This window comes from Novosphingobium sp. PC22D (genome assembly GCF_002556635.1).
GTDB lineage: Bacteria > Pseudomonadota > Alphaproteobacteria > Sphingomonadales > Sphingomonadaceae > Novosphingobium.
The window spans coordinates 66797-86100 of record NZ_MWMO01000003.1 but is presented as its reverse complement, the minus strand read 5'-3'; the positions used below and the strand labels follow the sequence as shown (position 1 = coordinate 86100).

At 66.1% G+C, this 19304-nt stretch carries 20 protein-coding genes and 1 tRNA gene; 5 read left to right on the top strand and 16 right to left on the bottom strand.

The window, feature by feature from the left end:
- Positions 1 to 92: 92 nt before the first annotated feature.
- Positions 93 to 710, bottom strand: coding sequence for a hypothetical protein (locus B2G71_RS23710; RefSeq protein ID WP_141521516.1), 618 nt, complete (start codon positions 708 to 710; stop codon positions 93 to 95).
- A 285-nt stretch (positions 711 to 995) separates the two neighbouring features.
- Between B2G71_RS23710 and B2G71_RS07065 the strand changes: the two genes are divergently transcribed.
- Positions 996 to 1301: a ferritin-like domain-containing protein gene (locus B2G71_RS07065; protein WP_098105047.1), complete on the top strand. Its 306-nt coding sequence runs from the start codon at positions 996 to 998 to the stop codon at positions 1299 to 1301.
- 239 nt (positions 1302 to 1540) lie between these two features.
- Here the strand turns inward: B2G71_RS07065 and B2G71_RS07060 are convergent, their stop codons facing one another.
- The 15 genes from B2G71_RS07060 to B2G71_RS06990 all read right to left on the bottom strand — a co-directional run bounded on the left by B2G71_RS07060 (position 1541) and on the right by B2G71_RS06990 (position 14872).
- Positions 1541 to 3355, bottom strand: a complete 1815-nt coding sequence (locus B2G71_RS07060; RefSeq protein ID WP_098105046.1) for a M2 family metallopeptidase — start codon at positions 3353 to 3355, stop codon at positions 1541 to 1543.
- Positions 3356 to 3420: 65 nt separating this feature from the next.
- Positions 3421 to 4176: an alpha/beta fold hydrolase gene (locus B2G71_RS07055; protein ID WP_098105045.1), complete on the bottom strand. Its 756-nt coding sequence runs from the start codon at positions 4174 to 4176 to the stop codon at positions 3421 to 3423.
- Positions 4173 to 4616 (bottom strand): GFA family protein, encoded by a 444-nt coding sequence (locus B2G71_RS07050; protein ID WP_098105044.1) that lies wholly within the window; start codon positions 4614 to 4616, stop codon positions 4173 to 4175. Before B2G71_RS07050 ends, B2G71_RS07055 begins: the two co-directional genes overlap by 4 nt.
- A 39-nt stretch (positions 4617 to 4655) precedes the next feature.
- Positions 4656 to 5384 carry a DUF4336 domain-containing protein gene (locus B2G71_RS07045; RefSeq protein WP_098105043.1) on the bottom strand — a complete coding sequence of 243 codons (729 nt, stop codon included), beginning with the start codon at positions 5382 to 5384 and terminating at the stop codon, positions 4656 to 4658.
- Positions 5385 to 5438: 54 nt separating this feature from the next.
- Positions 5439 to 6107: a hypothetical protein gene (locus tag B2G71_RS07040; protein WP_098105042.1), complete on the bottom strand. Its 669-nt coding sequence runs from the start codon at positions 6105 to 6107 to the stop codon at positions 5439 to 5441.
- A 74-nt stretch (positions 6108 to 6181) separates the two neighbouring features.
- On the bottom strand, positions 6182 to 7207 hold the full coding sequence (locus B2G71_RS07035) for an aspartate-semialdehyde dehydrogenase (RefSeq protein ID WP_098105041.1): 1026 nt from the start codon (positions 7205 to 7207) through the stop codon (positions 6182 to 6184).
- A 77-nt stretch (positions 7208 to 7284) separates the two neighbouring features.
- Entirely contained in the window at positions 7285 to 9486 is a 2202-nt protein-coding gene (locus B2G71_RS07030; RefSeq protein ID WP_240530056.1) for a S9 family peptidase, read from the bottom strand.
- Between the two features lie 154 nt (positions 9487 to 9640).
- The gene (rplS, locus tag B2G71_RS07025) at positions 9641 to 10015 is read right to left on the bottom strand and encodes a 50S ribosomal protein L19 (protein WP_098105040.1); all 375 of its coding nucleotides are present in this window, start codon (positions 10013 to 10015) and stop codon (positions 9641 to 9643) included.
- Entirely contained in the window at positions 10012 to 10758 is a 747-nt protein-coding gene (gene trmD / locus B2G71_RS07020) for a tRNA (guanosine(37)-N1)-methyltransferase TrmD (RefSeq protein ID WP_098105039.1), read from the bottom strand. Before trmD ends, rplS begins: the two co-directional genes overlap by 4 nt.
- Positions 10759 to 10888: 130 nt before the next feature.
- On the bottom strand, positions 10889 to 11602 hold the full coding sequence (locus B2G71_RS07015; protein ID WP_098105038.1) for a DUF5818 domain-containing protein: 714 nt from the start codon (positions 11600 to 11602) through the stop codon (positions 10889 to 10891).
- Between the two features lie 48 nt (positions 11603 to 11650).
- Positions 11651 to 12169: a ribosome maturation factor RimM gene (gene rimM, locus B2G71_RS07010; RefSeq protein WP_098105037.1), complete on the bottom strand. Its 519-nt coding sequence runs from the start codon at positions 12167 to 12169 to the stop codon at positions 11651 to 11653.
- A 6-nt stretch (positions 12170 to 12175) separates the two neighbouring features.
- Entirely contained in the window at positions 12176 to 12643 is a 468-nt protein-coding gene (rpsP, locus tag B2G71_RS07005; RefSeq protein ID WP_098105036.1) for a 30S ribosomal protein S16, read from the bottom strand.
- A 46-nt stretch (positions 12644 to 12689) separates the two neighbouring features.
- Entirely contained in the window at positions 12690 to 14153 is a 1464-nt protein-coding gene (gene ffh / locus B2G71_RS07000) for a signal recognition particle protein (RefSeq protein ID WP_098105035.1), read from the bottom strand.
- 183 nt (positions 14154 to 14336) lie between these two features.
- Positions 14337 to 14412, bottom strand: a tRNA-Ala gene (locus B2G71_RS06995).
- A 142-nt stretch (positions 14413 to 14554) separates the two neighbouring features.
- Positions 14555 to 14872 carry an FYDLN acid domain-containing protein gene (locus B2G71_RS06990; RefSeq protein ID WP_098105034.1) on the bottom strand — a complete coding sequence of 106 codons (318 nt, stop codon included), beginning with the start codon at positions 14870 to 14872 and terminating at the stop codon, positions 14555 to 14557.
- 206 nt (positions 14873 to 15078) lie between these two features.
- Here B2G71_RS06990 and aroA point away from each other — a divergent pair, with 206 nt between their 5' ends.
- The 4 genes from aroA (at position 15079) to rpsA (ending at position 19211) form a co-directional block, all read left to right on the top strand.
- On the top strand, positions 15079 to 16407 hold the full coding sequence (aroA, locus tag B2G71_RS06985; protein ID WP_098105277.1) for a 3-phosphoshikimate 1-carboxyvinyltransferase: 1329 nt from the start codon (positions 15079 to 15081) through the stop codon (positions 16405 to 16407).
- The gene (locus B2G71_RS06980) at positions 16404 to 16655 is read left to right on the top strand and encodes a permease (protein WP_098105033.1); all 252 of its coding nucleotides are present in this window, start codon (positions 16404 to 16406) and stop codon (positions 16653 to 16655) included. The genes aroA and B2G71_RS06980 overlap by 4 nt, the downstream gene beginning before the upstream one ends.
- Positions 16652 to 17275: a d(CMP) kinase gene (locus tag B2G71_RS06975; protein WP_098105032.1), complete on the top strand. Its 624-nt coding sequence runs from the start codon at positions 16652 to 16654 to the stop codon at positions 17273 to 17275. The genes B2G71_RS06980 and B2G71_RS06975 overlap by 4 nt, the downstream gene beginning before the upstream one ends.
- Positions 17276 to 17498: 223 nt before the next feature.
- Positions 17499 to 19211, top strand: coding sequence for a 30S ribosomal protein S1 (rpsA, locus tag B2G71_RS06970; protein ID WP_098105031.1), 1713 nt, complete (start codon positions 17499 to 17501; stop codon positions 19209 to 19211).
- Positions 19212 to 19304 lie beyond the last annotated feature (93 nt).

Sequence of the window (19304 nt, the reverse complement as noted above, 5' to 3'; positions counted from 1 at the left end):
CTGAAATGGCGCCCCCGAAACCTGACCGCTTGATTTGCGTTGGCCGCAAAGGTTGGGTGCGGCACATGGCACCGATTTTGTCGCAACCGTACTCATTCATCGCGACCGGCGAGTGCCAACGCCTCAAGGAATTTCGCTGGATCTGGAGTTGGCGGACGCTGCTCCACGTGCGGCAAATATCTGGACGAGTCCGGCCCCCAATCAAAATAGAGCCCAGCCCCCGGCAAATGCAACGATGCAGCAAGATCAGGAGAAATTTCAAATTCTTGACTGAGCAATAGCTTGGGCTCGCGGTCGCCAAGGAGGCGCGCATAGACCTTCAGATGATACTTTCCAGCGATAAACTGGAAAGAGCATCCATCCTTTGGAGTTAGGAAGTGATGATTCGCTGCAACTCCTGTTTCGCCGACAAAAAGCCCGCTGCCCCGAACAAGCTTATCATCTCCATGAACCCAGATATTGAAGTTTTGATGTGATTCGTTGCGGTGTAAAGCCGCGTGCATGCTTTCGACTACGCGGCCGCGCTTCGAAGTCGAGAACAACAAGGCTCGCAGATAAATTTTGGGTGGAGGGCTCAGTTTATCAGCGCGGAGCGCATCTGGACCAAAGAAGACCACTGTTGGTTGCGTCATTCTAACCGTGCCTCGACGAAGCAGCGTCAGCCAAGCCGTCACACCAGAAATGCTCAACGCTAAAATAGAAACTGACAAGGTTACGGGATCGGCTATCCTTTGTGGCGTAGCTCAAATCCCACGATCTTCGAAACATCTAATTTCGACGAAGACGGCGCATGCGGTCGAGTGATATAATTACGCTGGGAACGGCGGGATATTGCCACCCTGCACTCCGAACCGGACAGTCGCCTACCGGCCCAAACCAGCCCCCACGCCATCCCAAGAGTTCACAAGGCGACAAAGCGCCTCTAGGCTCTGGCTCGCCCCATTCGCAGGGTACCATGACAGCACAACCCCACAACAACCGCGAAGGAACTGCCGATGTCGAGTGAAGGTCTCCACGCCCCCCGCGAACGCCTGAGTGCGAAGACGCTCGCGATGCACCAGGCGATCGTCTCGCTGATGGAGGAATTGGAGGCCGCCGACTGGTATCGCCAGCGCGCCGACGATTGCGACGACGAGGCGCTCAAGGCGATCCTGCTGCACAACATGCGCGAGGAAATCGAACACGCGGCGATGGTGCTCGAATGGCTACGCCGCAATGACGAGTGCTTCAACAGCCAGCTCAGCGAATATCTCTTCCAGGAAGGCGACATCGCCGGCCACGAGGAAGAAGCGACCAAGTAATCGGCGCGGCGCGGGTCTTTCCTGCCCGCGCGCCCGATGACAGACGGGAAGCCGGGGCGCACCGCGCTCCCGGCTCCTCGACATCGTCACTTTTCCGCGTCCTCGCGCGTGAAGATCGGCGCGCCGTAACATCTTGAAATCACGCGACTGGTGGCAAGTTTCAACCTGCGCCAGATCGACCAATTTCGTGAGGTTCGGACGCGGGCGGCGAAGCGGCTGATCGCCCGCCGCCCCGCGCGTCACCAGCCGCAGGTCTTGCCCGCGTTCTGCTTCTTGAGCCAGGCCGAGAGCGGCGCGAAATAGCGCAGCATCGGCTTGCCGCTCATCTCGCGGCTGCCGGTGAAGGCTTTCAGCGCGTCAGGCCAGGGCTTGCTCGCGCCCATTTCGAGCATGGCGTTGAGCTTCTCGCCGACTTTCTCGTTGCCGTAGAAGCTGCAGCGGTGAAGCGGGCCCTTCCAGCCCGCCTGCTTGCACGCGGCCTCGTAGAACTGGAACTGCAGCACGCGCGCGAGGAAATAGCGGGTGTAGGGCACCACCGCCGCCACGTGATATTTGGCGCCCGGATCGAAGGCATCGGGGCCGCGCTCGGCGGGCGGGACGATGCCCTGATATTCGAGGCGCATCCGCGTCCAGGCCTTGTTGTAGTCGGCGGGCTGGATCTCGCCCGCGAAGACCTTCCAGCGCCAGCGGTCGATCAGCAGGCCGAACGGCAGGAACGCCACCTTGTCCATCGCCTGGCGCAGCAGCAGGCCGGTGTCCTTGTCCGCGCCGGGCACCTGCGCCTTGTCGAGCAGGCCGATGTCGACGAGGTACTGCGGCGTGATCGAAAGCGCCATGGTGTCGCCGATCGCCTCGTGGAAGCCGTCGTTGGCGCCATCCAGATAGTAGGTCGGCTGCTTGTTGTAGGCGCGCTGGTAGTAGTTGTGGCCAAGCTCGTGGTGGATCGTGGTGAAATCGTCCGAGTTCACCTTGATGCACATCTTGATCCGCAGGTCATCGAGGTTGTCGACGTCCCAGGCCGAGGCGTGGCAGATCACCTCGCGATCGCGTGGCTTCACGAATTGCGAGCGTTCCCAGAAGGTTTCGGGCAACTCCTCGAAACCGAGCGAGGAATAGAAAGCCTCGCCCGCCTTCACCATCCTGAGCGGATCGTAACCCTTCGCCTTGAGCAGCTCGCCGACGTCGTAGCCGAGATCGCCCGCCCCTTCGGGCGCGACGATATCGTAGATGTTGCCCCACTCCTGCGCCCACATGTTGCCGAGCAGGTCGGCGCGGATCGGGCCGGTCGCGGGCTGGACCGCGTCGCCGTACTTCTCGTTGAGCTTGGTGCGCGTGTAGCAGTGGAGCTGGTCGTAGAGCGGCTTGACTTCCTGCCACAGCTTCTCGGTCAGCTCGGCGAACTCTTCCGGGCTCATGTCGTAGTTCGAGCGCCACAGCGCACCGACATCGGCGTAGCCGAGCTCCTTCGCCCCCTCGTTGGCGAGCGCGGTCATCTTCGCGTAGTCCGCCTTCATCGGCGCGCCGACGTTGTCGTGCCAGCTCGTCCACATCTCGGCGAGTTCGACCGGATTGCGGTTGGTGCCCATCGCCGCCTCGATGTCGCTGCCGCTGATCGGCTGGCCGTTCAGAGTGCCCTTGCCCGCGCCGTAGATGCCCTGGAGCTTGGCGTTGAGGCTCGAGACCTGCTCGGCCGCGCCGGGCGTGGTCGGCGCGGGCAGCACGATCAGCGTGCGCATCCGGTTGAGCTTGCGGGAAACGTCGTAGGACAGCCCCTCCTGCCCGACGTACTCGGCGGCTTTCAGCGCGGTATCGACGTTGAACTTGGTGACGTCCGCCCCCGCGTTCGAGGAAAGGATCTCCGAGTCGTGGTTGATATAGGTCTGGTAGACCCAGTCGGCGTGCGCCTGCGCCACTAGCTTGCGGCCGTATTCGGCCTCGGCCTGTTCGACGAAGGTCTTCGCGTCGGGCCTGTCGGCGTCGGCAGCGTCGGCCCATGCGGGCGTGGCGGCGAGCGCCCCGGCGAGCGCGGCCAGCGAAATGATAGGCTTGGTCATGGTATTGGCATCCCGTTTACTGGGTACTGTGGATGCCCGATGGTTGGAGGGACCGGGCGAGCCGGTCAAGCCGCGAGAAAATCGACGATGGCCTCGCCCAGTTGCCGCTGCGTCACCGACGACATGTGCGTGCCGGGCACCTCGGCATAGCGGCCATTCGGAAGGGCCTGGGCCAACCTCGGGGCGGAGCCGTTGTCCTGATCCTCGTCGCCGCAGACGACGAGCGTGGGCACGGTAATCCGCGCGATGTCCTCCGCCTTGGTATCGTCGACCGACTGGAGCAGCAGCCGCGCCGCCACGCGGTCCACCTTCTGCGTTTTCATGAAGGCCTGGGCGAAATAGGCCCGGTCGCCGCGCTTGATCTCGTCGAAACGGTCGATCGCGTCGATGAAGAAGGCGCTGCGCCGCGCCCAGTTGTCGAGCCCCTCGATACCCATGCCCGCGATCACCAGTCTCCGCGGCGCCATCCCGGCGACCACCGCGCGGACCACGGTGCGCGCGCCGAGCGAAAAGCCGCACAAGTCGAAGTCGTCGAGCCCCAGCGCCGCGGCGAGCGCGAAGGCGTCCTTGACGAGCACGTCCTCGGGATAGGCCTCGGGCTCATGCGGCGCGGCGCTCTGCCCATGCGCGCGCAAATCGGGCATGATCGCCTCGAACCCGGCGTCGGCGAGGCGCTGGGCGTGGCCGAACTTGATCCAGTTGACCTCGGCGCTGGAGAACAGGCCGTGGAGCAGCAGGACCGGCCTGCCCGCGCCGAGCCGATGAACCGCGAGCAGCGTGCCGCCCCAGCCTTCGAGGCTCTCGGTGCGCAGATCGCTCATTCGGGCACCTCGCGCCCGGCGTCCTTCCACAGCGCTACGGTCGAGGCGATCGCAGTGGTTTCGTACCGCGGAAGCGCGCTCGTATCGAGCCAGGCCTCGATGATCCGCTCCGCGCCGGCATGCGCGACGGGCCGGAAGCGCGAGGGATCGTCGAATCCGCCGACCATCAGGTCCATGCGCTCGCCCTTGCGCGGCCGCCAGCCGAGCGGCGAGCCACAGCGGCCGCAGAACAGACGCTGCGCGATCGGCGAACTGTCGTAGGCGTCGGGCTCGTGGTCCCAGGTCACCGCGTCGGTCGCGACCTCGACGAAGGTGCCGGCGATGCCCCCGGTCGCCTTGCGGCACATCGCGCAATGGCACAGCCCCGCGTCATCGTTCTCGAGCCTTGCGGTATAGCGAATCCGGCCGCACTGGCAGCCGCCGGTCAGGGTTCTGGTCATGGGCGCGCACCCTAGCGCGAGCGCCGCACGGCGCAACCGTCAGAGCGCCCAGCGAAAAGCGCGGCGCATCTCGTCCGCACCGTTGGCTTCGTAGGGCCTCCCGTGCGCCATGACGACACGCTCGGGCTCCCAGGCGACGGCCTGTGCGATCCGACGGCGCACATCGGCACGCTTCGGCCAGAAGGTGAGCCGCAAGTCGATCGGCACCTTGCCATCGGGGTCCATCCCGCCCGCCAGGCGGATCAGGACGCGCAGCAAGGGGTTGTCGACCTTCCTGCCCTCGAAGTTCTCGATCAGGTCGGCGAGCAGAACAGTGCGCGACGCGCGATGGAAGAACACGGCCTCGTTCACCTTGGTGCCCGGCACGAGCAGCCAGTCGATCTCGCCATCCCAGGCGCGCGGACGTGGTTCATCGAGCGGGTCGTCGATCCGGAAGGGTCGCTTGGCGCAGGTCACCAGGTCGGCAACCGCATGGCTGCGCGCCTCGGGATAGCGTGCGAGCCAGTCGGCCATGTACCAGTAGTGGATCGAGTTGGGCGCGACGAGATGTGCGACAGGTCCCAGCGCGTCGATCTGTTCGAACAGGCCTTCGTCGGGCGCGATCGGCGAATGGACCCACAGCCCGCCGTCGGCGAGGCGAGCGACGCACATTCGCGTGGGAAACGGCACCTTGAAGGGCCCGAGGTCCATCCGGATCAACGGCCCGTCGACGATCCACAGGCCCTCGCCGAAGGGCTTGAGCGTGTTGAGCGGTTCATAGGTCTGCATCCGCCAAGGATGCCATGCCGGAATGGCAAGATCTTGACGGACGGCGAGATGCCGTCAGTAGAAGCGGGCCTTCGGAGCCCCTTCAGCGGCCTTGGCATGCGAAGGCATCGAACGGGCATCGATGTCCGACCGGTCGACCGTCTCGCCCTTGTCGATGTCGAACAGCAGCCATTGCCCCCTGTTCTGCTGGTCCCATACGACGACGCCAACCTGGTTCGTTCCGACCATCGTCGGGGCATCCAGCGCGGCGATATCATGCGCGACGACAAAGCGCTTCATGTCCGAAAAGCGGATCAGTCTCGCCTCGAAAATCGGCTTGTCTTGCTTGGTGCCCGTCTTCACGAGACCGATGTATCCAGACGATGGCGCCCGGTCGTCGGCGTAGCGGCTCAGGATCGTCCCAGCATAGACCTGAGTCTCGGGATCGTCGGCGAACGCGGCCGATCGCCCGGTCTTCATTTCGACGAAGCGCAGGTTCTGGCGCGCGTCGGCCGCCTCGCCGGGCTCATCGTAGAGCACGATCGGGCCGCGCCTGCTGCTCAACTCCTGACCAGCGGGCTCTTTTGCGTCCGAGAGTTCCGCGCCCACGGTCGCCAACCGGCGCTCCGCGAAATAGCTCTGGGCAGAAACAAAAACCACGAACGCGGCAAAGATGATGCCGAGCGTCAGAAGCACGGCGACAGCAAACCCGTTGTAACGACGCAACCAATCGCGTTCCGCCATAAGAAAACTCCCAACGATCTTGGCGATCGCCGGGAGTTCGTGTCTCACAACTGAGCGGGACTGCCTAGCGGCAATCAGCCCTTCTTGAGGTGCCGGCGCCCGAGCAGCTCGGCGATCTGCACCGCGTTGAGCGCGGCGCCCTTGCGCAGGTTGTCCGAAACGCACCACAGGACGAGGCCGTTATCGACCGTGGGGTCCTCGCGCACGCGGCTGATGTAGGTTGCGCCGTCGCCCACGCATTCGACCGGCGTGACGTATCCGCCGTCCTCGCGCTTGTCGACGAGCATGCAACCGGGCGCCTCGCGCAGGATGTTCTGAGCCGCCTCGGCCGAAAGCTCCTTCTCGAATTCGAGATTGATCGATTCCGAGTGGCCGACGAAGACGGGCACACGCACGCAGGTCGCCACCACCTTGATCTTGGGATCGAGGATCTTCTTGGTCTCGACAACCATCTTCCACTCTTCCTTGGTCGAGCCGTCGTCGAGGAAGACGTCGATGTGCGGGATCACGTTGAAGGCGATCTGCTTGGTGAACTTCACCGGCTCGACCGGATCGCCGACGAAGATCGCGCGGCTCTGGCTGAACAGCTCGTCCATGCCCGCCTTGCCCGCGCCCGAGGTCGACTGGTAGGTCGAGACGACCACGCGCTTGATCCCGGCGGCATCGTGCAGCGGCTTGAGCGCGACGACCATCTGCGCGGTCGAGCAGTTGGGATTGGCGATGATGTTGCGCGCCTTGTACCCATCGATCGCGTCCGGATTCACCTCTGGCACGACCAGCGGAACGTCGGGCTCCATGCGGTAGAGCGAGGAATTGTCGATCACCACGCAACCCTGCGAGGCGGCCTTGGGCGCGTAGATTTTGGTCGGGCCCGAACCCGCGGCGAACAGCGCGATGTCCCATCCGGTGAAGTCGAAATGCTCGATGTTCTTGACCTTGAGCATCTTGCCGGTCTCGCCGAACTCGATTTCGCTGCCGGTCGAGCGCGGGCTCGCCACCGCGGCGATCTCGTCGCAGGGAAACTCGCGCTCGGCGAGGATGTTGAGCATTTCACGGCCGACGTTTCCGGTCGCACCGACGACGGCTACCCGATATCCCATTTCATTCACTCCATCGTACAATCGCGCGGTGCGAGCGGCCCTGCCGCGCCGCACCGCAAGTCTTCAACTTGGCGCGTTCACTCGGCCGGCGTCACCCCGTTGCGATCGAGGAAGGCGAAGATCGTCTCCCAAACGTGCGTACCGATCACCGGACCGCTGACGCGGTGGGTGTAGCCGGGGTAGAGCATCATCTCGAAAGGCACGCCCGCCGCCTGCAACGCCGCGAACATCGCCACCGAATTGTCGAGCACGACGTTGTCGTCGGACATGCCGTGGATCATCAGCAGCGGATCGGCGATCTTGCCGGCATCATGGATCGTGTCGGAGGCCTTGTAGGCGTCACCCACTTCGCGCGGGTCGCCCATGTAGCGCTCGGTGTAATGCGTGTCGTAAAGCTCCCACTTCGTCACCGGCGCGCCCGAGATCCCGGCGGCGTAAAGCCCCGGATCGGCTTCGAGCATCTTGAGCGTCATGTAGCCACCGTAGGACCAGCCGTAGGTCGCAATCCGGTCGGGATCGACGAAGTCGAGCGATTTGAGGTAGAGCGCGCCCGCCTTCTGGTCGGCGACCTCGACCGAGCCCATCGCCTGGCGAATGGGCTTTTCGAAGTCGACGCCGCGATTGGTCGCGCCCCGGTTGTCGATCTCGAAGAAGACATAACCCTTGTCCACGATCGCCTGTTCGAGCGCACCGCCCCAACCGTGCGTCACCATCTGCACGTGCGGGCCGCCGTAATGCTGGAAGAACACCGGATACTTGCGGCCCGGTTCGAGCGGCGGGGTGATCATTTTCCAGTGCAGGACCGTGCCGTCCTTCGCCTCGATCGTGCCGAACTGCGGTGCGCGGTGGCTAGGCAGATAGGGCGCATAAGGATGCGAGGCGTCGAGCTTGTTTTCCTCGATCCAGGTCAGCCGCTTGCCTTCGGCGTCGGCGAGATAGCTCTGAGGCGGATGGTTCGAGGACGAGCGCGAGACGACCAGCGTCTTGCCGTCCTTGCTCATCCTGGCCGCGTTGGTCCAGCCCGCCTCGGTCAGCCGCTCGGGCTCGCCGCCCGCAAGCGGCATGGCATAGACCTGCATCTCGAGCGGATCGTCGCGGTTGGCGGTGAAATAGAGCCGGCCCGCCGCTTCGTCGACGCCGACCAGATCGGAGACGACCCACGCGCCCTTGGTGAGCTGCGTCCACTTGCCGTCGGCGAAGCGGTAAAGATGGCCGAAGCCGTCGCGCTCGGACCACCACACGAGGCTGCCGTCCTTGAGGAAGCGATAGGCGTTCGACAAGTTGATCCAGGCATCGTTCGCGGACTCCTCGGTGAAGAGCACCCTGCTCTTTCCGGTCGCCGGATCGACCTCGAGCATGTCGAGGCGGGTCTGCGCGCGGTTCTCACGCTGGACGTAGAGCTTACTCGCGTCCTTCGCCCAGTCGACACGGGCGAGGTAGATGTCGCGATTCTCGCCGAGATCGACCTCGACCCGGCCGCTGCCGTCGGGCTTCATCACGAACAGCGAGACGAGCGCGTTGTCCGATCCGGCGACCGGATAGCGCTGCTGATAGGTCCTGGTCCCCTCGCCGCCGATCGCGGTGCGGGTGACGACGCCGACCGGCGCCTCGTCGAACCGCTCCACCGCGATGCGGCTGTCGTCGGGCGCCCACCAGTAGCCTTCGGAGCGGTCCATTTCCTCCTGCGCGACGAACTCGGCCTCGCCCCAATGCACCAGGTCAGAGGATTCCTCGGGCGTGACCGGCGAGGCTTCGCCGCCCGTCGCGCCGATCCACAAGCGCCCGTCGCGCACGAACGAGAGATAGCTGCCTTCGGGCGAAAGTTCGGGATTGAGCTCGTCCGCCTCGCTGTCGGTCAGCCGCTTCACCGTTCCGTCGAGCCCGGCAAGGTAGAGATCGCCTTCGAGCGGTACGAGGATTGCCTTGCCGTCCTCGGCCCAGTCGTAGGCGACGATGCCCTTCTGGTTGCCGATGCGCTTCCTCTCCCGCTGCATCTTCTCGGCCTCGCTGATCTCGCGGCCGGTCCCCAGCTTTTCGGAATCGACGAGCATGGTCCATTCGCCTGCGGTGCGGTCGAAGCCCCACAAGTCGTAGCGCTCGCGGTCGTCGGCGCGGTTGCGCAGCAGCGTGAGGTAGCGGCCATCGGGCGAGAGCTTGACCAGGCGTGGGCTCGGTCCGTCGAGCGCGGGGCTGGCGTTGACGCGCGCGAAGGTGAGATCGGGGGCGGAGGCTTGGGTCACGGCAGGCTTCTCGCTCTCGGCGGCAAGGAGGGGGACGATCGGGGCGCAGGTGACGGCGGCGCAAAGCAGGACGGCTGCAAGCCGCGTGCGGAAGGGAGAGGACAAGCGCAGGCTCCTGGAAGCAAAAGAGGCGCCCCGGCTGGTGCCAGGACGCCTCTCGAATGGTTCTACCCTATTCGCGGGCGGTGGGCCTTCAGCCCTCCTGGCCGGCGCGATTGTCGCGCCGTTCGGCGATGCGGGCGCGTTTACCGGTGCGGCCGCGCAAGTAGTAAAGCTTGGCACGACGCACGACGCCCTTGCGGACGACGGTAATCGAATCGATGGTCGGCGAGTAAAGCGGGAAGACACGCTCCACGCCCTCGCCGAAGCTGATCTTGCGGACGGTGAAGTTCGAGCCCATGCCGCGGTTCGAACGCGCGATGCACACGCCTTCGAAGTTCTGCACACGGCTGCGGGTGCCTTCAACGATGTTCACGCCGACACGCACGGTGTCACCGGGGCGGAATTCCGGAATATCCTTGCCGGCCTTGGCGATTTCCTCGGCCTCGATCTGCTGAATCAGGTTCATTGGTCCTGGTCCTTCGTTTCCTGCCGCGCGCCAGAGGCAGACTGGGCCCGAGCGCCGACGTGGCGCTCCCAAAGGTCCGGCCTGCGTGACCGAGTATCGATCTCCGCCTGATGCTTGCGCCAGGCGGCTATCTTCGCATGATCCCCCGATCGCAGCACTTCAGGGATCGTGCGCCCTTCCCATTCGACAGGTCGGGTATAGTGCGGGTATTCCAGAAGACCGTCCTCGAACGATTCTTCCGACCCGCTTGAAGCCGCGCCCATTACGCCGGGAAGCAGCCGAATGCAAGCGTCAAGCAGCATCAGTGCAGCCGGTTCCCCGCCCGAGAGCACGATGTCGCCGACGCTGACCTCCTCGACCCCGCGCCCGGCGAAGATGCGCTCGTCGAAACCCTCGAAACGGCCGCACAGCACGGTGACGCCCGGGCCTGCCGCCAGCGAGCGCACACGCGCCTGCGAGAGAGGCTTTCCGCGCGGAGTCATGGCAAGCACCGGGCAATCCGGACGTGCCGCCCGCGCATGGTCGATCGCGGCCGCGAGCACGTCCGCCTTGAGCACCATCCCGGCGCCGCCGCCCGCCGGCGTACCGTCGACGGTACGGTGTTTGTCCCTCGCAAAATCGCGGATCTGCACCGTATCGAGCGACCAAGTCCCCTCGCCCAGCGCGCGCCCGGCCAGCGACACGCCCAGCGGACCGGGAAACATCTCGGGATAAAGTGTCAGGACGGTGGCGGCGAACGGCATTCAGGGCTCTTTGCGGATATCGTCAGGGAGAAACATCGCGCGATCGGCGGCGAGATCGTCCGCGATAAGCAGCGCGGACCGATCTGGCTAGTCGCCTGGAGCCGCCAGCGAACGACCGACCATCATCGCCTCAGGCGCAGCGGACGAAAACGATGCCGTCGCCTTCGACGGGGTGGCCCGCCAGAGTGACCTTGGCGTTTCCCGTCGGAGGCATGACCGCGAGGCCGTCGGGTCCGCGTGTCTCGATCGGCAGGGCGGGTAGCGGATCGTCCCACTGCAGCGCGGGCGAGGCGCCGACATCGACCGCGCCGGTCTGCGGCGTCCCGGAGACGCGGGCCTTGATGATGTTCATGCCGTTCGCGTTGGGCGCGATCGCGAAATCGGGATGACCGCAATCAGCATCCGCGCCCTTGGCCACCCACTCGCCCCGCACGTAATCGCCGGTCACCGCCAGGCCCCCGGCACGCGCGGGATCGCGGTCGCGCGCGGGCGGATCCGCAAGGGATATCCGCGCGACCTCGATCGTGCCGTCTCCCTCCATGCAGAAGCCGGCCTCGCTGATCGTACCCTCGACGCGAACATACTTTCCGGTGTCGAACGGAACGTTGCCACCGAGTGCGTAGCGCTTGCCGTCGGGCGTGTGCAGCACGCGACATTCGCCGCCCAGTTCGATCCGGCCTTCACGACGCGTCGCGGCAGCGGGCTCGGGACGATCCGGGGCATCGGTCCGCGTGGGTGCGGCGGCCTGCCGCTTGGGAACGGGCTCGGGCTCGCGCGGGGAACACGACGCGGCCGCAAGCCCCGCGGCAACGACGATGGCGGTGGGTCGGGTCTGCTGTCTCATGCCCCCGCAACGAGACGAACGCGATCGAGGTTCCTGCCGCTTGCGCGATTACTCGGCGAAAGCGGAATGGACAACGAGCCGGGTCGCGTCCCATTCGGGCACGGCGACCGGAATCATCGGCACCATGAAACGCTTCCGGCGCCCCTTCCCGTCGGGTTCGGCGCACTCAATTTCGAGCACGTCGCCCGCGCCGAAGTTCTCCACCGCGACCACCGTGCCGAGCGCCGTGCCGTCCTCGTCCACGCAAGGCAGGCCGATGAGGTCGGCGTGATAATACTCGCCTTCCTCGAGCGCGGGCATGGCAGAGCGCGGCACGGTCAGTTCGGTGCCGCGCAGCGCTTCGGCGGCGTTGCGGTCGGTCACTTCGGCGAAACGAGCGATCGCCCCGCCCTTGTTGTCGTCGCGAATTTTCTTCGGCGTGAGCTGCGAATCGTTGAAGGCGCGGTAGCGCTGCAGCGCGGCCACGCCTTCTCCGAACAGCTTGAGGCGGACCTCGCCGGTCACGCCATGCGCGCCGGTAACGACGGCGAGCGTGACGGGCCGGTCCGCGGCAGGCGCCGCGGCCAAGGCTGCTTAGCCCTCGGCCTTCTCTTCACCGGCGTCTTCGGCGGGAGCCTCCGCAGGCGCTTCGGCCGCAGCCTCTTCGGCCGGAGCTTCAGCAGCGGCTTCTTCCTCGACGGGAGCGTTGGCCGCTTCCTCGGCCTCGCGAGCCTTCTCGGCACGCTCCTCGGCGCGGTCCTTGGCCTTCTGGCCCGGCTCGCCCTTCTGCGGATTGTTGGTCGCGGCGCGCTCCTTGATGCCCGCGGCATCGAGCATGCGGGCGACGCGATCGGTCGGCTGCGCGCCGACGCCGAGCCAGTAGCGCACGCGGTCCTCGGTCAGCTTGACGCGGTTCTCGTCGTCCTTGGCGAGCAGCGGGTTGTAGGTGCCCACCTGCTCGAGATAGTTGCCGTCGCGCGGGCTGCGGCTGTCGGCAACGACGACGCGGTAATAGGGACGCTTCTTCGCGCCACCGCGCGAGAGACGAATTGCAACTGCCATGCTCTTACCTTCCTTATGAACTTTGTTTTAAATCAGACATTTGAAATTATTTCTTGAGAAACTTCGATAAATCGGGCTGCCCGCCCGCGCCGGGACCACCGAGCCCCGGAAGGCCGCCGCCTCCGCCGAGACCCGGCATGGCGGCGTCGAGGCCACCCTTGCCGAACATCGCGGCGAGGCCCTTGAGGCCGCCCATCTTCTTGATCTGCTTCATCGCCTTGGACATCTCCATGTGCATCTTGAGCAGCTTGTTGATGTCCTGGACCTGCGTTCCGGAGCCCTTGGCGACGCGGATCTTGCGCTTTGCGTTGAGCAGCGCGGGATTGGCGCGCTCCTTGGGCGTCATCGAGCCGATGATCGCGTCCATGCGCAGCAGCACCTTGTCGTCCATGTTCGAGGCCGCCATCGCCGCCTTGGCCTTCTTCATGCCCGGCATCATGCCCGCAAGCGCGCCGAGGCCGCCCATGTTCTGCATCTGGCGAAGCTGGGTGCGCAGGTCGTTCATATCGAACTTGCCCTGCTCCATGCGCTTGGCGAGCGCCTCGGCCTCCTCGACCTTGACGCTTTCGGCCGCCTTCTCGACGATCGAGACGATATCGCCCATGCCGAGGATGCGGTTGGCGACACGGCTCGGGTGGAAGACCTCGATCGCGTCCGACTTCTCGCCGGTGCCCGCGAACTTGATCGGTTTGCCGGTGACCGCGCGCATCGAGAGCGCCGCGCCGCCGCGCGCATCGCCGTCCATGCGCGTAAGCACGACACCGGTCAGCGGAACCTCGGCGGTGAACGACTGGGCGACGTTGACCGCGTCCTGACCGGTGAGCGAATCGACCACCAGCAGCGTCTCGCGCGGCGCCGAGATGGCGGAAACCGCCTTCATCTCGTCCATGAGCTGCTGGTCGACGTGGAGCCGGCCGGCGGTATCGAGCAGCAGCACGTCGATCGCCTGGAGCTTGGCCGCCTGGAGCGCGCGCGTGGCGATCTCGGTCGGCTGCTGACCGGCGATGATCGGCAGCGTCGCGACGCCGACCTGTTCGCCGAGCACCTTGAGCTGCTCCTGCGCCGCCGGTCGGTTGACGTCGAGCGAGGCCATCATCGCCTTCTTGCCCTGCTTCTCCTTGAGCAGCCTGGCAATCTTGGCGGTCGTGGTTGTCTTGCCCGAGCCCTGGAGGCCGACCATCATGATCACGACGGGCGGTGCGGCGTTGAGATCGAGCCCGGCGGTCTCGGCATGGTCCGCCTCGGTGCCGCCGAGCATTTCGACCAGCGCGTCGTTGACGATCTTGACGACCTGCTGGCCCGGCGTGACCGAGCGCAGCACTTCCTGTCCGACCGCCTTTTCGGTGACCTGATCGACGAAGCGCCGCACCACCGGCAGCGCCACGTCGGCCTCGAGCAGCGCGATGCGCACTTCGCGCATGGCATCGCGGACATCCTGCTCCTTGAGCGCGCCGCGCCCGCGCAGCTTGTCGAATACGCCGCCGAGACGATCGGAGAGGGTATCGAACATCAAATCACTCCACTCGCGCGCCCCGCAAATCCGGTAAACGCCAAAAACGCCGGCGGACGAAACCTCGTCGGCCAGCGTGCTGTCATATCACCGGTGGGCCGCGAAAGCCGCACCTAATGGTGAGATTTGATCCCGGCCGAAGCGCGTCGGCGGGGACCAGATCTCACCCGTCCCGATTTCGAATGGTGGAGCCGAGGGGGATCGAACCCCTGACCTCTACAATGCCATTGTAGCGCTCTCCCAGCTGAGCTACGGCCCCGTCCCATTCGCGCGCCGGACCCTGGGAGATCCGGCGGTCCCGAGCCTGAACCCGGGAGGCCGCGCTACTAGTCGCGGCGCTCCGGGTTGGCAAGCGGAAATTGCGCGGATCGCGAAACTGCGCGTTCCACGATCGCGCCAACTCAGTTCTCGTCGTCCTCGTCGTCGCCGCCGCGCACGCCGAGATCATCGTCACCGCCCAGATCGACGTCGTTGTCGGGCGAATCGCCGTCATCGTCGATGTCGAGATCGTCGTCAGCCATATCGTCGTCCTGCTCGGGCTCCGGCTTCTTCTTTTCGATTTCCTCGAAGGGAATCGGCTGCTTCGACTTGAGCACGGGTTCGGGATGCCATTCGTGCCCGCACTCGATGCAGGTGACCGGATCATCCTTACCGAGGTCGTAAAAGCGGGTGCCGCATTTCGGGCAGCCGTGCTTGGCGCCCCATTCAGGCTTGACCATGAAAAATCCTCTATGTCCCGCCCGCGAAGAGGCGGCGCGTCAGATAAGAAAAAACGTGATGGTAACGCTGCCCTCGGAAATCAAGCCTCGGGCCATCGGGCGCGCGCCTTGCCATAGCCGCCCCGCGCTGTCAAAAGCCGCGCGCTTTCGCCCCTTGCCACTCAATCGGAAAAGTGCCTGCCTTGACCGCCCACGATCCCGCCGCGATGCGCCCGCGCCGCTTTCTGCCCGCAGGACCGTTGCGGGGCCGCATCCGCGTTCCCGGCGACAAGTCGATCAGTCACCGCGCGATCATGCTTTCGGCGCTAGCCGTGGGCGAAAGCCGGATCACCGGCCTGCTCGAGGGCGAGGACGTGCTGGCGACCGCCGCCGCGATGCGCGCGATGGGCGCCGAGGTCGAGCGGCTCGATGAAGGCGAATGGCGCGTCCACGGCGTCGGCGTGGGCTCGCTGCTGCAACCGCAGACCGCGCTCGACATGGGCAATTCGGGCACCTCGACCCGGCTGCTGATGGGCCTTGTCGCCAGCCACCCGATCACCACCACCTTTATCGGCGACGCCAGCCTTTCAAAGCGGCCGATGGGCCGCGTGATCGAGCCGCTCTCGCTGATGGGAGCGGCCTTCGAGGCGAGCCCCGGAACAAACGGCAGCCAGACCCTGCCGCTGATGGTGCGCGGCGCCCTGCCCGGCGTGCCGATCCGCTATCGCCTCCCGGTCGCCTCGGCCCAGGTCAAGAGCGCGGTGCTGCTGGCCGGCTTGAACACGCCGGGGATCACCACCGTCGTCGAGCCGGTGCCGACCCGCGACCACTCCGAACGGATGCTGCGCGGCTTCGGCGCCCGCCTCACGGCTGAGACCGATACCGACGGCGCGCGCGTGATCGCGCTCGAAGGCGAAGCCGAGCTGCGCCCGCAGGACGTCGAAGTGCCCGGCGATCCATCCTCGGCGGCCTTCTTCCTCGTCGCCGGTCTCCTCGTGCCCGGCAGCGATATCGTGATCGAGAACGTCGGCCTCAATCCCACCCGCGCGGGGCTGATCGGCTTGCTACGGCAGATGGGCGGATCGATCGAGGAAACCAACGCGCGCGTCGTCGGCGGCGAGCCGGTCGCCGATCTCGTGGTGCGGCATTCGGCGCTCGGCGGCATCGAGGTCGATCCGGCGATCGCGCCGAGCATGATCGACGAGTTTCCGGTGCTCTTCGTCGCGGCCGCGCTCGCCCAGGGCCGCACGGTCACCAGCGGGCTCGACGAACTGCGCGTCAAGGAATCGGATCGCCTCGCCGCCATGGCCGCCGCGCTCGGCGCGGCAGGCGCGCGGATCGAGGAGCGCGAGGACGGCCTTGTCATCGAGGGCACCGGCGGCGACCCCCTGCGCGGCACAGACGGGCCGATCACGACCCATCTCGACCACCGCATCGCGATGACGATGGCGGTCTGCGGGCTTGCGAGCCGCCATGGTGTCGAACTCGACGACACACGCCCGATCGCGACCAGCTTCCCGCCCTTCGAAGCGATGCTCGACGGGCTCGCGCAATGAATCCCGATCTTGCCAACGTGATCGGCTTCGTCGGCATGGGTTGCATCGTCTTCGCCTACTGGTACGTCACCGCCCGCGACCGCCCGAACCCCTTCGTCCAGCACGGCGTCAACCTCGCGGGCGCCGCGCTGCTGACGATATCGCTGTTGGTCCACATGAACCCGGCCTCGCTCGTCCTCGAAGTGTTCTGGGCCGCGATCGCGATCTGGGGACTTGGCAAGGCTTTTCGCCGCCGGAGCCGCGCGTGATCATCGCCGTCGACGGTCCCACCGCCTCGGGCAAAGGCACGATCGCGAAGGCGCTCGCCGAGCGCTATGGTCTGCCGCATCTCGACACCGGACTGCTCTACCGCGCGGTCGGGCGAGGCGTCGCGCTGGCGGGCGGCGATCCCGACGATCCGGCCGATGCCCTCGCCGCGACCGCGTTTCCGCCCGAACTGCTCGGCGACCCCGAACTGCGCTCCGAAGCAAGCGGCGGGCTCGCAAGCCGCGTTTCGATCCATCCCGAGGTCCGCGCGGCCCTGCTCGAACGCCAGCGCGCCTTCGCCGCGCGGCCCGGCGGCGCGGTGCTCGACGGGCGTGACATCGGCACCGTGATCGCGCCCGGGGCCGACGTGAAATTGTTCGTCACCGCTTCGGTCGAGGCCCGGGCCGAGCGCCGTTTCAACGAGATGCGCGAGGCGGGACGCGCGGTCACGCTCGAAGCCATCGCCGCCGACTTGCGCGCGCGCGACGAGCGCGACCGCAACCGCGCCGCCGCGCCGCTCGTCGCCGCGCCGGACGCCATCGTGCTCGATACCTCGGCGCTCAGCCGCGAAGACGCGATCGCGCGGGCGGTCGCGCTGGTTGACCGGATGAGCGCGAAATAGCCCCGGCCTGCCTCGGAACACCGATTCCGCTTGTCTTCCCGGCGCGTTTGCCCTAGGCGCGCGACCGTTCCGAAGGCATCGCCCAAGGGATGCCGTGGACGGCGATCGGCCCCCGCGGCGGTCTGGCCCTTAGCCCCGACCGAGCGCATGGTGCGCGGAGGCGGAGAAAAGACCGGCGGAAAAACCGCCTGGCCGGAAAATCGATACTAGAGAGACATCCTACATGGCCACTGCGGCAAATCCGACGCGCGACGATTTCGCGAAACTCCTTGACGAACAACTCGGCGGCGTCGCCGATGACGGCTTCGAAGGCCGCGTCGTCAAGGGCACCATCACCGCCATCGAAAACGACAAGGCCGTCATCGACGTCGGTCTCAAGAGCGAAGGGCGCGTGCCGCTGCGCGAGTTCGCGCGCGGCGAGGACGAGCATGGCCTCAAGGTCGGCGACGAAGTGGAAGTCTACGTCGACCGCGTCGAGAACGCCGACGGCGAAGCGATGCTCAGCCGCGACCGCGCCCGCCGCGAAGCCGCGTGGGACAAGCTGGAAAGCGAGTTCGGCGAAGGCAAGCGCGTCGAGGGCGTGATCTTCGGCCGCGTCAAGGGCGGCTTCACCGTCGATCTCGATGGCGCGGTCGCGTTCCTTCCCGGCTCGCAGGTCGATATCCGTCCGGTGCGCGACGTCGCGCCGCTGATGGACATGCCGCAGCCCTTCCAGATCCTCAAGATGGACCGTCGCCGCGGCAACATCGTCGTGTCGCGCCGCGCCGTCCTTGAAGAGACCCGCGCCGAGCAGCGTTCGGAACTGATCGACAAGCTCTCCGAAGGCCAGGTGATCGAGGGTGTCGTCAAGAACATCACCGACTACGGCGCCTTCGTCGACCTCGGCGGCATCGACGGCCTGCTCCATGTCACCGACATGAGCTACAAGCGCATCAACCACCCGAGCGAGGTGATCAACATCGGTGACACCGTCACCGTGCAGATCATCCGCATCAACCAGGAAACGCAGCGCATCTCGCTGGGCATGAAGCAGCTCGAGAGCGATCCGTGGGATGGTGCGGCGGTCAAGTACCCGGTCGGCTCGAAGCTGTCGGGCACCGTCACCAACATCACCGAATACGGCGCCTTCGTGGAGCTGGAGCCGGGCATCGAGGGCCTCGTCCACGTGTCCGAGATGTCCTGGACCAAGAAGAACGTCCACCCGGGCAAGATCGTTTCGACCTCGCAGGAAGTCGAAGTCATGGTGCTCGAGGTCGACTCCGAGAAGCGCCGCATCTCGCTCGGCCTCAAGCAGGCCCAGCGCAATCCCTGGGAAGAGTTCGCCGACAAGCACCCGGTGGGCACCGAGGTCGAGGGCGAAGTCAAGAACGCGACCGAGTTCGGCCTGTTCATCGGCCTCGACGGCGACGTCGACGGCATGGTCCACATGTCCGACATCGCCTGGGGCATCTCGGGCGAGGACGCGCTGGCGCTCCACCGCAAGGGCGAGCAGGTCAAGGCGATCGTGCTCGACGTCGACGTCGACAAGGAGCGCATCAGCCTCGGCATGAAGCAGCTTGAGCGCGGTGCTCCGGCGGCGGGCGGCGTGGCGTCTTCGGGCAGCGGTTCGCTGCGCCGTGGCGAAGTCGTTACCGTCACTGTCCTCGAAGTCCGCGACGGCGGCCTCGAGGTCCAGGCGGGCGACGACGGCGCGACCGGCTTCATCAAGCGCTCGGACCTCGGCCGCGACCGCGACGAGCAGCGCCCCGACCGCTTCCAGGTCGGCCAGAAGCTCGACGCCATGGTCACCGGCTTCGATCGCTCGAAGAAGCCCAACTTCTCGGTCAAGGCGCACCAGCTCGCCGAAGAGAAGCAGGCGGTCGAGCAGTACGGTTCGTCGGACTCGGGTGCCTCGCTCGGCGACATCCTCGGCGAAGCGCTCAAGAAGCAGTCGTAAGACCCCGCTTCCAGCGACACCGAACACGAAAAGGCCCGTCCGGAGCAATCCGGGCGGGCCTTTCGCTTTGGGCTTGCATCCCTAGATTGGCGG

What these genes read in the sequence shown, in the direction of transcription:
- B2G71_RS07065 (WP_098105047.1), top strand. Translation starts at nt 996, where the DNA reads ATGTCGAGTGAAGGTCTCCACGCCCCCCGCGAACGCCTGAGTGCGAAG.
- B2G71_RS07060 (WP_098105046.1), bottom strand. Translation starts at nt 3,355, where the DNA reads ATGACCAAGCCTATCATTTCGCTGGCCGCGCTCGCCGGGGCGCTCGCC.
- B2G71_RS07055 (WP_098105045.1), bottom strand. Translation starts at nt 4,176, where the DNA reads ATGAGCGATCTGCGCACCGAGAGCCTCGAAGGCTGGGGCGGCACGCTG.
- B2G71_RS07050 (WP_098105044.1), bottom strand. Translation starts at nt 4,616, where the DNA reads ATGACCAGAACCCTGACCGGCGGCTGCCAGTGCGGCCGGATTCGCTAT.
- B2G71_RS07045 (WP_098105043.1), bottom strand. Translation starts at nt 5,384, where the DNA reads ATGCAGACCTATGAACCGCTCAACACGCTCAAGCCCTTCGGCGAGGGC.
- B2G71_RS07040 (WP_098105042.1), bottom strand. Translation starts at nt 6,107, where the DNA reads ATGGCGGAACGCGATTGGTTGCGTCGTTACAACGGGTTTGCTGTCGCC.
- B2G71_RS07035 (WP_098105041.1), bottom strand. Translation starts at nt 7,207, where the DNA reads ATGGGATATCGGGTAGCCGTCGTCGGTGCGACCGGAAACGTCGGCCGT.
- rplS (WP_098105040.1), bottom strand. Translation starts at nt 10,015, where the DNA reads ATGAACCTGATTCAGCAGATCGAGGCCGAGGAAATCGCCAAGGCCGGC.
- trmD (WP_098105039.1), bottom strand. Translation starts at nt 10,758, where the DNA reads ATGCCGTTCGCCGCCACCGTCCTGACACTTTATCCCGAGATGTTTCCC.
- B2G71_RS07015 (WP_098105038.1), bottom strand. Translation starts at nt 11,602, where the DNA reads ATGAGACAGCAGACCCGACCCACCGCCATCGTCGTTGCCGCGGGGCTT.
- rpsP (WP_098105036.1), bottom strand. Translation starts at nt 12,643, where the DNA reads ATGGCAGTTGCAATTCGTCTCTCGCGCGGTGGCGCGAAGAAGCGTCCC.
- ffh (WP_098105035.1), bottom strand. Translation starts at nt 14,153, where the DNA reads ATGTTCGATACCCTCTCCGATCGTCTCGGCGGCGTATTCGACAAGCTG.
- B2G71_RS06990 (WP_098105034.1), bottom strand. Translation starts at nt 14,872, where the DNA reads ATGGTCAAGCCTGAATGGGGCGCCAAGCACGGCTGCCCGAAATGCGGC.
- aroA (WP_098105277.1), top strand. Translation starts at nt 15,079, where the DNA reads ATGCGCCCGCGCCGCTTTCTGCCCGCAGGACCGTTGCGGGGCCGCATC.
- B2G71_RS06980 (WP_098105033.1), top strand. Translation starts at nt 16,404, where the DNA reads ATGAATCCCGATCTTGCCAACGTGATCGGCTTCGTCGGCATGGGTTGC.
- rpsA (WP_098105031.1), top strand. Translation starts at nt 17,499, where the DNA reads ATGGCCACTGCGGCAAATCCGACGCGCGACGATTTCGCGAAACTCCTT.